This window comes from Paenibacillus sp. MER 99-2, assembly GCF_023714095.1.
Taxonomy (GTDB): Bacteria; Bacillota; Bacilli; order Paenibacillales; family Paenibacillaceae; genus Paenibacillus.
Genome location: NZ_JAMAUZ010000012.1, coordinates 67,256 through 80,848, shown reverse-complemented (window position 1 = coordinate 80,848; position 13,593 = coordinate 67,256). Strand labels below are relative to the sequence as shown.

Sequence of the window (13,593 nt, the reverse complement as noted above, 5' to 3'; positions counted from 1 at the left end):
CAATAAAAAAGAACCCTTTGCAGAAACTGAAAGGGTTCTTCGCTTGAAAGAATATACCTTCTCATCTGCCAAAATCGCGCTTAACGCCATTTTGTAGGAATTAGCACCTAACATCTATAAAGAATGACACGTTTGCCATTGTCGTTATAAATCGGTTGCCGGGCTTCATCGGGCCTGTCCCTCCGCCGCTCTCGATAAGAAATATGATATTGTAAGTTTGTATAAGTTCGTGTAATTCAACAGTTATACTGTTCAGATAATTCATGTTGTAACATATTACATTTAATGTCCTATTAGGAACTCAGTATAATCCAAGTATTCCGATTTGTCAAAGGTAAATATTATGATTTTATCCCTTTACTACGCTCTCTAAAGCCTTGTTGATGCCACATTTTATTCATGTAACCATACGATGCCTTCAACGTTGCACACACCATATCTAATCCTTGACGCAATTCGTTCAGATGTTGATCCAAGTCCTCCAGCTTCACTTTCCCCTGCAATGTCTGGTGTAGTTGCCACAGATCGTCCTGCATTTCAGAATTCATGTAATGAATCTCCATGTTCCTGCGTTTACGTAATCTGCTCATGGGCTCTCGGTATGCATCCTTGATTTCGATCAGCTTAGCCGCTAGTTCCCCATGCATCTTGGCGTATCCAAACTGTCGCAACACGGTAAAATAAGAGAAATGCGTTTTTACTTTGGTTGTATTGAGCTGAAACAGTTCATTCAATACAGTACCTGTCTTGTCCAAAATGGCAAAGCAACGAATGAATCCATCCTTGTAAAAATAAACGTACCGGGCGTATTCCGCCTTTTCTTCGCTCGTCATGTCTTCTGTAGAGCCTGCTTTAACTTTCTGGCGAAAATGAGATGCAGCAAAGCAGCTCTGCTCCAGTTCATCTAACGAGGAGATTAACCCCTGCGTCCAAACATACAGCTTACGATAATCATGCGTTGGGTCTTGGTTCTTCTCCAGTTGGCGTTGCAGTAACTCCAAAGTCTCCACCATTGAATCAATAGCTTCCTCCAACATACCCTCATTTTGGCGTGGCGGTTCGCCTAGCAACGTTCGCAGCATATACAGCCTCCTCTTTGCACTCTGCTGATCATGGGATGCTTCATTATGTTAAACAAAATCGGGATCAGAGTAAATGCATGAATGCTGCTTCGCTTAGGTTGCCCTGCCATGCCTAACATCAAACAAAGTCCACCTCTCCAATGATCTACATCATTGAAAGGCAGACTCCGTAAGTTGTCGCAATATAACTTCCTATAACTTAAATCTGTATACTTGATCTAGAAACGATTAACTGGACGATGCAGCTTGTATACAAGGAAACTCATGTACGTTAGAACTCCGAACAATATGGCAATATCCAACATATGAGCAAGCGCAACGAACATGTACACTTCTGGACGACCAATCGTAAGCATCATCACGAAACCAATGAAGACTTGGAGCAGAATGAGCACTACAGCGATCACACCTAATCTCCGAAGTTCGGTATTATCAGGATGTTTGCGGTATGCATAATGGCCCAAAATCGCGATGACAATAACCAAGGATAATGCAGCTAAACGGTGAGCAAATGCTACAGCTACCCCTCCGGACAACTCTGGAACAATCTGTCCATTACATAATGGGAAACCTGAGCAGCCTCCCGCTGAGTCGGTATGGCTTACAAACGCACCTGTGTACACAACGAGATACGTGTAAACCGTGGAAAACCAGACCAGATTACGGAAGCCTTTGGTTACCCGAGGGTAATTATTCAATCTTTCCAGTCCTCCGTGACGCGCCTCCTGCCTTATTCCCAGCGCCATCATTAGAGAACTCGCGAAGGCTATGATCGAGAATCCAAAGTGCAGCGCCATAACGGCGGAAGATTGGGAGAATACCACGGCAAAGGCTCCCATGATTCCCTGGACAATAACAAATATGAGCGTTAGTAATGAGAACAATTGTAGATCTCGACGAGACTTACCGAACCGCAAAAATGCTACAAAAGAGGCAATCGACAGCAGACCTGCCAATGCGCTTACGGCACGATGTGAATATTCAATTAGGGATGCTACCGTATGTGCTGGAACAAGCTTTCCGTTACACAAAGGCCACTCTGTGCCACAACCTAATCCGGATTCTGTCTTGGTAACAATGCCCCCACCGAATGTCGCCAGGAACATTACAAGACAAGTTAATACGGTTAACCATTTAAACAAGGTTAAATGCTTCAATTTTTTCTCACCTGCTGTTGGTTTAAGATGGCGAAAAACATCGTTTCTCGCTTGATTCAGTACTTTGACACGTAATTCACAACTAAACTCATTATACCGGATAAAAGTGTCATTGACGCCGCGCTTTGTGACAAAATGTTAACGTCTATTGAAAAAATGACCGAAAGGTCATTTCAATTCAAATTTTAGACACAAGGTGTTCATTCTATGCTTCCGCAATTTAAATGAATACGATAAGATTGCCCCACTCAACTGACCTTTTCCTATTGATGAAATCCCATTGCATCGATTTTCAAGAGCTCAAACGGTATGTATAGGCTCATACCCACATCTTGATAGTGTCTCCTGAACTTTAACGAACATACCAACAGCCACTTCTCCGATGATGGAAAAATGGCTGTTAACATATGTAACCTTTAAAATTGATTGTGTTTATTTGTGGATCGTTTTGTACACTTCGACAGCACGATCAAGGAACTGCTCAATCTCTTCTCTAGATTTACGAAGCTTGTTCACATAACGAACCAATTCACGTCCATCCGTATACGCTACAAAACTCGGTATGCCGAGGATGTTTTGTTCTTCGCTCACTGTGCCCACTTGATCGACATCAACCTCAATCAGCGTCAGCTCACGAGCATACTTGTCCTCTACTTCAGGCATAAATGGATCGATGTACTTGCAGTCTCCACACCAATCAGCCTTAAATACGGCTACGGTCAGTCTGGGAGATTGAATGGCTACATCAAATTCGGGTTTGGAAGTTATTTGTTCCATGATCACATCTTCCTTTCTTTACCTTGTCTTAACCTAAGTGAAGCAAATTGCCGAGTGGAAGTCAAATATTCAGTACATACTGAGGGTAGAGCAATTATGAGAAAGGATGACGAGCAATGCATACTCACCAAACAGATTCGCCTCCACTGGAGTCCTTTTTTCAGATTGTGCGCTCCATTCCTGGTGCGGCGAGGGAAGTCTGGCGTGGCAAACAGGCAGCGTGGCAAGCCTCCAATCAACTACGTCATCCTTTACGTGATCTCGCTTGGCAATCCGATGTCGCGCACTCCTTGCAAGAAGAAGTTGAACGTTTATTGCCTGGAACGGAGTCGGCCGCCACTAGACATGCCCGGAGCGCGATTGTATGTGAAGAGGACTGCATTATTTTAGAAGAAATCCATAGACTGACGTCAGAGCATAATCGAAGTAATATCACCCGCACAGCAGCTTATTTGGAATGTTATGAACAGTATCCAGAGCTACATTGGGCACTGCTGGCTCATATGGTATCACGCAACGGTGGATATCATATGACAGATCTACAGAGTGGTCTGATGCACAACCTACAAAATCAAACCGATCGAGAACACATGTATCGCATGTTGGAGCGTTGTAATGCGCTTATCTTCCAAGATGCCTACCCCCAATTGTTGTTGTACATGAATAGCCGTAAACTGGGACGGAGTTGTTTCCACCTGCTCCCCCACTTCCATATCTCCGCCTTTATGACGCCCTTTTGGGAACGATTTTGGCTCGAACGATGCAGCTCGTTGCTTAGTGTGGCATTAATTATTAATGAGCAGAACTATATTGAGAGTCGGGTTGTACAGCATCCTTATTTCAAAAAAGAAGTGCTATCCAAGCCTGCCTTTCATCTGCATAACCTGGCCGGGCTCAATCATATTGTATTTCCTCTGGGACGTGGAAAAGGACTTGCGGGCCGAGTCATTGAACATTTTGGCAAGCTGGATGAACGTATTATGTTTGGAAAAAGTCTGTATGCCATGCTGTTCGGTACCCAGCAAGTGTTCACGCAAGTGCTGGAATTCGCCCGCTCCGTACCCCACCGCGGATCGCGTGCCGAATATTGGCCAGGCTTGTTCACTACCCATGAGGAGCATGCTGGAAAAAATGAGTTTTATAGCAAAGAATTAATGGAGCAGGAATGGCTGCCAGAGGGTGAGCGACTGTATAGTCCTGAATTGCTGGCTGTGTGGCAGGACACACCCTATGAGCCAATTACAAGACAGGACTGGCTTCAGAGCAGAGATTGTCTCGGCCATCTAACCACACCCCGTAGACCCTGGTTATTCGAAATGAGTCATGAACACCGATATGGACTGCTGAAAACATCAGTCGCGCATGACGCCAAAGCTTTATTACATTAAGTATCATCACATAAAAAGCCTGTCCACTGAATAAATACAGCGAACAGGCTTATATGCAATGCTTGGATACTGGTTATGGTTATAAGCACAACCCTAAGTTTAGGGGTATATGCAGATTACCCTTGTTTCTCTACTCCACGTTGCAGACGCATCAGTGGACGTAAAACCTTTTGCAATATACGTGGATAACTTCCGAGTTCATCCTTACGCAGCACACGCAGCACAATCAGGAGCACGAGATAGATAACAACGACCAGTGCACCAACAACGAGACAGGTCATCAGGAACGATACGCGGGATGGCAGGAATGAGCCAAAGACCACATTTCCTAACCAGTTTGTGCCGAAGCCAGCACCTGCAGCAAGCAGTACGGTCAACAGGAACCCTTTCCAACGATCACCCATGATCGAGAAGGTAACGATTTTTCTCAATACTCGGAGATTCAGATACGTAATCACTAAGAAGCAAAGCGCTGTGGCGATAATGATGCCATAAATACCAAAGAACGGAGCAAGGATCAGACTCGCCACCAATTTGACGACTACACCTATAGCCACACTGACCATCGTAATCCGCGGTTTACCTACACCCAGCAAGATGGAGTTTGTTGTCATCATCGTAATCTGGAAAATGGTACCGAAGGTTAACAACGCAATGATCGGTGTTCCATCCAATGAAGTAAATAATAGTCCGTTCACGGAATACGCAGCAGTACAGAGCGCAATAACAATAGGCATACCTGTCAGAATCGAAATGCGCAACGCCAGCGTAATCTGATTCTTCAGATGAGTCTCATCCTTACGAGCGAATGCTGCCGAAATAATAGGCACGAGTGATTGACTCAGAGCAATGGCTAGGATCGGTGGAATACCGGCAATACTTTGCGCCTTCGCTCCCAAGATCGCAAGAACGGCTGTCGCCTCTTCCAGTCCAATACGACCACTCAGCAATGGCACGACAAGTGATGAGTCAATGAAGTTAATTGCAGGAACCGCGAGCGATGATAGCACAATCGGAATGGACAGCTTGAAAATATCTGCATATATACCGCGCATCGGCAATTGCTGAGCTCGTTCCATCTCAAACTGAGCTTCACGGTCTTTGCGACGTAGTTTCAAGGTGAAGTACAACATAACAGAAAATGCGCCAATACTTCCGAATACACCACCGAAGGAAGCACCCGCTGCGATCGTCTGATCATCATAATTCCATTGAAGCATAATGTAGGCCACAATAATTGCAGTGCCTACACGAGCAAATTGCTCAACAATCTGTGAAATACCACCGGCCGTCATATTACCTCGACCTTGGAAATACCCACGCATCATGGCGATCGCAGGGAAGAGCAGCAAGGCTGGAGCCAGAGCCCGAATGGCGCTAGCAGATTCCGGTACCTTCGAGATATGGGTCGCATAGAACGGTGCAGCAAACCACAGCAGTGTCGACATAACAACACCAGCAACAGCAGCGAAGATCAGGGCTGCTCGGTAGATCTGCTGTGCTTCGCCTGCTCGTCCTAGTGCGTAGCGTTCGGATACCATTTTACTCAGCGTACTTGGTATACCTGCCGTAGCAACCGTTAACAGCATTAAATATACCGTATTGGAAATGGTAAACGATGCATTACCGATATCGCCGAGGATATGCTCAAGCGGCACACGTTGCACAAGACCAAGCACCCTTGCAATGAGAGCTGCTGCCGCCAGAATGAGCGTCCCCTTAATAAATGTTTCCTTCTTAGACAAACCAATTCCCCTTCTTTCCTCCACACGGACGTGCACCTAGATGACGCTCGCACTCACTAACGTCTATGCGAAACGAACCACCCAGATAATAAAGAGCACAATCATGACGATTTGCAAAATGATTTTCATCACCGTACTAGTAAACAGTCCCACCACGGAACCAAAACCAACTTTGGTCGCTTTGGAAGGTGATGATCCTCCGATAAGCTCCCCAATAAAAGCACCGAGGAATGGACCCAGTACAAGCCCGAACGCCGGGATGACAAATGGACCAATGATTACACCGATTGTACTTAACGTGGTGGATAGCTTGGAACCGCCGAATTTCTTAACGCCCCAGGCACTAACGACATAATCCGCCACAAACAGTACAACAACAATCAAAATCTGAGTAATCCAGAACCATACACCAAACGGGTCAAAACTAAAGAACCAACCATAGACCAGAAATGCGAAAAATATCGCTACAGCACCCGGTAAGATTGGATAGACGGTTCCCGCCATGCCTACTGCAAACAGAAGTACAATTAAAATCCAACCAACGGTTGCGAGCAAAGGTTACTCCCCCTTCAGAATATGTTCACGAATGACTTCAACGATGCCATCTTCGTTATTGCTCGCTACAATGAGATCTGCCGCTTCTTTCACTTGCTCCTGGGCATTACCCATAGCAACACCTAGACCTACAGCTTCAATAACTGCTAGATCGTTCAAGCTATCGCCAACAGCGACTACCTCGGACATCTCAATGCCAAGCAACTTACACACTTCCGCTACACCGCTCGCTTTGGATATGCCCGCAGGGTTAATCTCAATATTAACAGGTGAAGAATTCGTCATTTGCAGACCGCCAAGTTCCTGTAGTTCCAGCATGATCTGGTGACGCACTTCATCAATCTCGGTGGTATATCCGAACTTCAGCCATTCCAAGCCTTCGATATTGTCTGTCCAGCGGTCACGGTTGAACAGCTCTTCCACGGAGTATGCCCAGTACCAGCTGTTATATTTCTCCCCAATCTGTTGCAGTTTGCGGATTAATGCCGGATCCATCAGATGGCGAAAATGTAGATCATTCGGAGCTTTCCACACTTCACTACCGTTCACGGTAATCATCGGCGTCTCTAGACCAAGCTGCACCGCGTAAGGCATCGCATGAAATACCGCTCTTCCTGTAGATAGACATACATGTACACCGCGGCGCATCGCAATCTTGATCCATTTGGTCGTTTCCTGTGTAATCTCGTGATTATCGTTAAGCAATGTTCCATCCATATCGAGTGCTAGCAGTTTGTATTTCAGTTCGCTCATGTCGTATTCCTCCTCAGTTGTCTCTCTTTAGTCCCATCCAACATACTTTCACACAAAGATCGCCCGGTATCCGCACAAGCGGACGCCCCGGACGTCACAGCTAACGACATTTTACCACAGATCATCCATATGCAACAAAATAACCAATATGAATCACCGTAAACATCATCGTGTTTGTGTTAAGTCAGATGATCAGTTAGATCTCGTTGCCTTAGCAACGAAAAAACGCCTGCATTTAGCAGACGTTTGAACTCTTTTCATCCGATATCATCTTCCTTATTAACGTGTAGCAAATTTACGGCGAGCATAGCGGAGGATAATCCCGTGCTTCGGAGACAACAGCAGCGCGAGTACAAATAAAATACCAGCAACCGCCACCATGCACCCTGCAATGGAAGCATCCAACATGTAAGCCATGATATAGCCTCCAACTGAGGAAGCAGCTCCAACCAGCACGCTGTACAGAATCATTTTGCCAAGTCGATCGGTTAACAGATACGCTGTTGCCGCGGGTACAATCAACATACCTACAACAAGAATGGAGCCTACACTTTCAAACGAAGCCACTGACGTCATCGATACAAGTCCCATGAGCAAGTAATGGAACAACACTACTGGAATACCGCAAGCTGCAGCTAGTGCTGGATCGAAGGCGCATAGCTTGAACTGTTTATAGAACAGCCCAATAACCACCAAGATAACCAACAACGTAATTCCCAGCATCCATACTGCCCTTGGCCCAACATCCGTACCACCAATCATCAGGGTATCCCATTGCACATAGGCAATCTCACCAAACAGGACGCAGTCCAGATCCAAGTCAATATGCTGTGCATTCAGACTGATCAAGATGACCCCTACCGCGAATAGCGCCGTAAATACAATCCCAATGGATGCATCCGAGGATAGCCCCCCAGCCTGCAAGCTTTGGATCAAAAACACCGTCAATAGACCAAAGATCGTTGCACCAAGCAGCATCCACAACGAATCTCGGGAACCACTCCATAAGAAAGCAATGGCAATCCCGGGTAGTACAGCGTGGCTAATGGCGTCACCCACTAATGCCATCCGGCGCAAAATTAGAAAACAGCCCAGAATTGCACAAGCTGACGAGACAAGTACTGCCGTTAAAATAATCCAAAAGGTTGCCATTACATCTCACCCCGTTCTTGCTGCCCATTTCGCTGCGCAGAGAGTGTCTGAACGGGGGCATGTTCTTCTCTCAAGTAAGCCGACTTGGCTTGAATGCTTCGTAAGCGCCTAGCCAGTAAACCCCTGCGCGGAGCAAGCAGCGCTGAACCTGCGAACAGGACAGTTGCTGCCAGCACAGTGACAGGACCTGTTGGTAAATTCGGAACCATCGTGCTGAACAATGTACCTGTTGCACCACTCATGGCACCAAAAATACCTGAGAGCAGCACCATAAGTGCAAGTGAATCTGTCCAGCAACGTGCTGCAGCTGCCGGCGTGACCAACAGGGCGGCAACGAGGACTACACCTACCGCCTGAATGCCTGCTACAACCGCAATAACAGTTAATAGCAGAATGAGCTGCTCCAGCACAGCAACAGGCAATCCCATGCCTCTTGCGAATCCTGGATCGAAGCTCACCAGCTTGAATTCCTTAAACCACAACAGGCAAGCAATGAGCAACACCAGACAGACGCCACCCATGACATACACATCGGTCATAACCATGGAAGCCGCCTGACCAAACAAATACTTGTCAAGACCGCTCTGACTTCCACTTGCACTATGCTGAATGCGTGTCAACATCACTACGCCAATACCGAAGAACACAGTCAACACAATTCCCATTGCAGCATCCTGCTTAATACGTGAATGTCGTGTAATCCACGAAATCCCGAAGGTGGCTACAATGCCAGCAACGAGCGCACCAAACAAGAAAAACCCCACGGATTTGGTCTCGGTTAGCATAAACGCAATACAGATTCCAGGCAACGCTGCATGTGCAAGCGTGTCGCCCATAAGGCTCTGACGTCGTAGAAAGGTAAATGAGCCGATGATCCCACTACTGAATCCAAGTAATAAACATCCGAGAAGAATCCAGCGCGTATTCGGGTCAGACAGAATGGAAAGTACCCAGTTCCACATGCATTACACCTGACCTTTCTCCGTCCGTCTTCCAATCATCGCAATCCGGCCTCCGTATGTCTCTTGTAGTGTGTCAGGTACAAATACCTCATGAGTAGGTCCACCTGCCACAAGTCGTCCGTTTAACAACAGCACATGGTCAAAATATTCCTCCACCGTTGCCAGATCATGATGCACAACTAGCACGGTTTTGCCTTGTTGCTTCAACTGCTCCAGCAAGGATATAATCGCCTTTTCTGTTGTTGCATCAACCCCGGCAAACGGTTCATCCATGAAATATAGATCCGCATCCTGAACTAATGCGCGTGCCAGAAATACCCGCTGCTGTTGACCGCCGGAGAGCTGGCTGATCTGACGGTACATGTAGTCGCCCATGCCGACCTGCTCTAAACAATGTGCTGCCAGCTCACGTTCCTTTTTGCCTGGGCGACGGAACCACCCCAGATGACCATAACGTCCCATCGTCACCACATCCAGCGCATGGGTGGGAAAATCCCAATCCACCGACTCCCGTTGCGGAACATACCCAATCCGTCTCCGTTGTTCACGATAGGATTGACCGAAAATACGTACATCCCCATGCATTTTGGGAACCAGCCCGAGCACTGCCTTGATTAAGGTTGATTTGCCTGCTCCATTCGGACCCAATATGCCGATAAGCTGCCCTTCTGGAATATCGAAGGATACTCCACTTAGAACAGGTTTCTTGTGGTAAGCCACCGCCAAATCTCTCACACTGAGAGGAGATGTTGCAGATTGCTTTTCCTGCTGAGCATGATTGTTCGTCATGCCTTGAAGAGAATTTTTAGAAGATGTTAACTTGTTCATTCACGTTCCACTCCTCTCTTGATGTTTCTTCCATTACTTCGATCACTTCAATGCCCCGACAATGGTCTGAATGTTATGCCGGATCATACCGATATATGTGCCTTCCTCCGTACCTTCAGCACCCATGGCATCCGAGAACAATTCGCCGCCAATGGTGACCGTATGTCCTTTTTCCGCCGCGCCAGCAATAATGGCTTCCATCGCTTTTGCAGGCACACTCGACTCTACAAACACAGCTTTGATCTGATTCTCTACAAGATAATCACGCAGCTCACTGACATCCTTCGCACCATATTCCGCTGCTGTACTAATTCCTTGCAGTCCCATGACGTTCATGCCGTAAGCCTGCCCGAAGTATCCAAAAGCATCATGGGCGGTGACGAGCACTCGACTTGCCTCTGGAATTTCTTGAATCTGCTGACGAACTTCTTCGTCTAATGCTTGCAGTTTGCCGAGGTATTGTTCAGCTTGTGCTTTATATTGTTCCTCATGCGCTGGATCTGCCTTAATCAGCGTATCTCGAATCGACTCTGTCGTATGAATCCAATGACCAACATCGAACCAGACGTGAGGATCGTATTCTGTACCACCGGTGTCTTTACCAGAACGTAATTCTTCAACAGGAATATTTTCCGTTACAGCTGTGACGATTTTGCTCTTGGACATCTTCTCCAAAATATCTGTCATCTTGCCTTCCAGATGCAGTCCGTTATACAAAATCACACTCGCTTGCTCCAGCTTGCGTATGTCTCCTTGAGACGCTTTGTACAGATGGGGGTCTACGCCGGGTCCCATTAATCCGGTAACGTCAACATATGCTCCGCCTACCTCACGTGCGACATCTGCAATCATTCCTGTCGTAGCTGTTACTTGCACTTTCCCATTACTTCCGGTCTGTGCCTCGCTCGAACAAGCGGTAAGCACCACAATAATTGCCAAAGCCGCAAGCGTCATAAATCCTCGATGAATACTCCTCATCTTCACCAACAACAATTCAAGCAACCCCTTTCCTTCTCCTAAAATATTTGTCCATATCTAATTTTGTTGTACAAGGTATTAAAATTTAATCTAAGCTAATAATGTTTCCCTTGTGCAAATTTTATCCGATGAAAAATAAAAAGGCAAGGGAAAATTTCCCCTGCCTGTCCTAAATCAATCGTGAGCCGTTGATTTAGGCTCATGATCTCGAATGTATTTTACAAAATTAAATATTCCAGAATCTTATTGTTGCTCTGCATCTTTCTTACCTTTCGGGACACCATTTAGACCATATACTTCGTCGTAAGCATCAAAGATTTTCCGGGCAACTGGAGCGGCACTAACCGAACCAAATCCCCCTTCGGGTACAACGACTGCTACCGCTAGTTTCGGATTATCCCGCGGTGCAAAAGCGATAAACACACCATTTTCCTTCTTATTAGGCCCTGTACCTTGCTCCGAGGTTCCTGTTTTTCGAGCAAAATCATAGGCGAAACCATCAAATGAGCTTACTTTTGTCACCATCCCGCGGTGTACCTCATTCCAATACGCATCCGCAAATTCGACCTCGTTTAATACTTTGGGTTGGATCTTCTTGACCACATTGCCATCAGCATCACGGATCTCCTTCACCAAATGTGGCTCCATCCGTTTACCTTTGTTGGCAAGCATCGTTGTATATTGTGCAAGCTGAAGGGTTGTGTACTTCGCTTGTTGGCCGAATGATGCAAAAGCCAAACGCGTCAGTCCAGATTCATGTTCCTCCTTGTATTCCAATCGTCCCAAGAACTCACCAGGAAGATCTACACCCGTAGATACGCCAAGGCCAAAATCCTTCATATATTCATCCCACTTATTAATACCTTCTACCGAACCATACTTATTCAGTAGTCGTTTACCTACCATATCAATCATGAAGGCATTCGATGATTTCTCAATTGCTCGCCTCGCCGTAATGTGTCCGTTATATGCGGAATGCGAGTTTTTCACTTGTCTGCCGTCTTTACCTAAGATCGCATAACCCTGATCATGATAGGTCTGTCCAGCTGTAAACAGCCCTTCCTTCAAGCCGATCAGTACACTGAGCGGTTTGATAACCGATCCAAGTAGCACAACGGATTCTGCTTTCTTTCTCGAATCGTCCGGTGGGAAAGAGGCCATCGTTCCGTTACGATACACAAACTTAATTTTGTCATAATCCCAATCGTTTGGATCATAGTCTGGCATGCTCGCCATGGCTACGACATTCCCCGTGTCCACTTCCATCGCTACTGCATAACCGGTAACCGCTTTAGGCAGTCTACGCAGTTCATCGGTGATAGCCTCTTGTGCTGCCAGCTGAACTTCTTTATTAATTGTGGAGACCAGGCTATATCCCTTCTGCGGCGGTGTCTGCTCCATCGCACCCTCTGGCAGATTACGGGCATTGATATCGATCGACTGATAACCACTGCGTCCGCGAAGCTCTTCCTGATATTGAAATTCCAGACCGTCTACCCCAACATTCTCCTGCTGGGTATAGCGAAGCCCAGGGTCACGCTCCGTCGATTCAGCCTCACCAATTTTTTTATACTTTTCTGAGTTTTGCTGTTGTCCCTTGAACTCTCTCGTATATCCAATGGCTTGAACGGCAACACCATCAGGATCATATCTCCGTACGTTCTCCTCCAGTACCATCGCACCTGGGTACTCTGCTTTTTTCTCCATGAAATAAGCAATTTCTTGCGTATTCAGATCCGACTTTACAAGCCTTGGCGTATAGCCATGCGCTTTCTGAGATTCAAGATCCAAGCGTTTAATAATCTCTTCTGCATCCGGTTGCTCCGGATCTCCTGGGTTAAACTGCTGGAACACTCCTGCCAGATCCTCAGCTAATTCTCGCGCTTCTTCTTGCCTAGCTCCTCGGCTGTAGTCCTCGTATAACATGACATACAGAGACTGTACAGGCACGGAATATGCCAGCGCCACCTCTCCAGTCGCATCGTATATAGGTCCACGCACGGGTGCAAGTGGAATATCCTTTGTGTTACGGCTCGTTTCCATGTAGGTGAGCTCAGGTCCCTCAACAAATTGCACAAAGGCTAACCGGAAAATCAGTATGCTAAATATGACAAAGGCTGCGAAAAAAAACATATTAAGCCTTGCGCTCGATAGCTTATTAACAGGTGGATCTTCCGTAACAATTTTGCTCTTTTTCCATCGGTTAAACATGTATT

12 protein-coding genes and 1 riboswitch are annotated in these 13,593 nt (G+C 46.4%); of the genes, 1 reads left to right on the top strand and 11 read right to left on the bottom strand.

Annotation, left to right across the window (positions count from 1 at the left end):
* Nucleotides 1-58: 58 nt before the first annotated feature.
* A riboswitch (SAM riboswitch) is annotated at nucleotides 59-201 on the bottom strand.
* A gap of 140 nt (nucleotides 202-341) precedes the next feature.
* The 3 genes from M3636_RS27245 to M3636_RS27235 all read right to left on the bottom strand — a co-directional run bounded on the left by M3636_RS27245 (nucleotide 342) and on the right by M3636_RS27235 (nucleotide 3,016).
* On the bottom strand, nucleotides 342-1,082 hold the full coding sequence (locus tag M3636_RS27245; RefSeq protein WP_251384594.1) for a Cthe_2314 family HEPN domain-containing protein: 741 nt from the start codon (nucleotides 1,080-1,082) through the stop codon (nucleotides 342-344).
* A 218-nt stretch (nucleotides 1,083-1,300) separates the two neighbouring features.
* A complete protein-coding gene (locus M3636_RS27240) occupies nucleotides 1,301-2,239 on the bottom strand; it encodes a COX15/CtaA family protein (protein ID WP_128103452.1) in 939 nt (312 codons plus the stop codon).
* Nucleotides 2,240-2,671: 432 nt separating this feature from the next.
* Nucleotides 2,672-3,016: a thioredoxin family protein gene (locus M3636_RS27235; RefSeq protein WP_128103453.1), complete on the bottom strand. Its 345-nt coding sequence runs from the start codon at nucleotides 3,014-3,016 to the stop codon at nucleotides 2,672-2,674.
* A gap of 116 nt (nucleotides 3,017-3,132) precedes the next feature.
* Here M3636_RS27235 and M3636_RS27230 point away from each other — a divergent pair, with 116 nt between their 5' ends.
* A complete protein-coding gene (locus M3636_RS27230; protein ID WP_251384593.1) occupies nucleotides 3,133-4,404 on the top strand; it encodes a DUF2515 family protein in 1,272 nt (423 codons plus the stop codon).
* Between the two features lie 116 nt (nucleotides 4,405-4,520).
* On the opposite strand, the gene M3636_RS27225 is transcribed toward M3636_RS27230, so the two are convergent.
* From M3636_RS27225 to M3636_RS27190, 8 genes are all read right to left on the bottom strand, one after another.
* Nucleotides 4,521-6,149 (bottom strand): putative polysaccharide biosynthesis protein, encoded by a 1,629-nt coding sequence (locus tag M3636_RS27225; RefSeq protein ID WP_251384592.1) that lies wholly within the window; start codon nucleotides 6,147-6,149, stop codon nucleotides 4,521-4,523.
* Between the two features lie 63 nt (nucleotides 6,150-6,212).
* A complete protein-coding gene (locus M3636_RS27220) occupies nucleotides 6,213-6,653 on the bottom strand; it encodes a DUF456 domain-containing protein (RefSeq protein ID WP_056702865.1) in 441 nt (146 codons plus the stop codon).
* Nucleotides 6,654-6,707: 54 nt separating this feature from the next.
* Nucleotides 6,708-7,457, bottom strand: coding sequence for a Cof-type HAD-IIB family hydrolase (locus M3636_RS27215; protein WP_145408714.1), 750 nt, complete (start codon nucleotides 7,455-7,457; stop codon nucleotides 6,708-6,710).
* Nucleotides 7,458-7,736: 279 nt separating this feature from the next.
* Nucleotides 7,737-8,609: a metal ABC transporter permease gene (locus M3636_RS27210; RefSeq protein WP_251384591.1), complete on the bottom strand. Its 873-nt coding sequence runs from the start codon at nucleotides 8,607-8,609 to the stop codon at nucleotides 7,737-7,739.
* Nucleotides 8,609-9,571: a metal ABC transporter permease gene (locus M3636_RS27205; RefSeq protein WP_251384590.1), complete on the bottom strand. Its 963-nt coding sequence runs from the start codon at nucleotides 9,569-9,571 to the stop codon at nucleotides 8,609-8,611. Before M3636_RS27205 ends, M3636_RS27210 begins: the two co-directional genes overlap by 1 nt.
* A 3-nt stretch (nucleotides 9,572-9,574) precedes the next feature.
* Nucleotides 9,575-10,360: a metal ABC transporter ATP-binding protein gene (locus M3636_RS27200; RefSeq protein WP_251384628.1), complete on the bottom strand. Its 786-nt coding sequence runs from the start codon at nucleotides 10,358-10,360 to the stop codon at nucleotides 9,575-9,577.
* A gap of 81 nt (nucleotides 10,361-10,441) precedes the next feature.
* The gene (locus M3636_RS27195) at nucleotides 10,442-11,377 is read right to left on the bottom strand and encodes a metal ABC transporter solute-binding protein, Zn/Mn family (protein WP_483311549.1); all 936 of its coding nucleotides are present in this window, start codon (nucleotides 11,375-11,377) and stop codon (nucleotides 10,442-10,444) included.
* Between the two features lie 243 nt (nucleotides 11,378-11,620).
* Nucleotides 11,621-13,588, bottom strand: a complete 1,968-nt coding sequence (locus tag M3636_RS27190) for a peptidoglycan D,D-transpeptidase FtsI family protein (RefSeq protein ID WP_251384589.1) — start codon at nucleotides 13,586-13,588, stop codon at nucleotides 11,621-11,623.
* Nucleotides 13,589-13,593: the final 5 nt, after the last annotated feature.

Bases quoted from the DNA above. Each gene is read 5' to 3' on its own strand.
- M3636_RS27210 (WP_251384591.1), bottom strand. From the start codon at position 8,609: ATGGCAACCTTTTGGATTATTTTAACGGCAGTACTTGTCTCGTCAGCT.
- M3636_RS27190 (WP_251384589.1), bottom strand. From the start codon at position 13,588: ATGTTTAACCGATGGAAAAAGAGCAAAATTGTTACGGAAGATCCACCT.
- M3636_RS27205 (WP_251384590.1), bottom strand. From the start codon at position 9,571: ATGTGGAACTGGGTACTTTCCATTCTGTCTGACCCGAATACGCGCTGG.
- M3636_RS27245 (WP_251384594.1), bottom strand. From the start codon at position 1,082: ATGCTGCGAACGTTGCTAGGCGAACCGCCACGCCAAAATGAGGGTATG.
- M3636_RS27200 (WP_251384628.1), bottom strand. From the start codon at position 10,360: ATGACGAACAATCATGCTCAGCAGGAAAAGCAATCTGCAACATCTCCT.
- M3636_RS27220 (WP_056702865.1), bottom strand. From the start codon at position 6,653: ATGGCGGGAACCGTCTATCCAATCTTACCGGGTGCTGTAGCGATATTT.
- M3636_RS27195 (WP_483311549.1), bottom strand. From the start codon at position 11,377: ATGAGGAGTATTCATCGAGGATTTATGACGCTTGCGGCTTTGGCAATT.
- M3636_RS27215 (WP_145408714.1), bottom strand. From the start codon at position 7,457: ATGAGCGAACTGAAATACAAACTGCTAGCACTCGATATGGATGGAACA.
- M3636_RS27235 (WP_128103453.1), bottom strand. From the start codon at position 3,016: ATGGAACAAATAACTTCCAAACCCGAATTTGATGTAGCCATTCAATCT.
- M3636_RS27230 (WP_251384593.1), top strand. From the start codon at position 3,133: ATGCATACTCACCAAACAGATTCGCCTCCACTGGAGTCCTTTTTTCAG.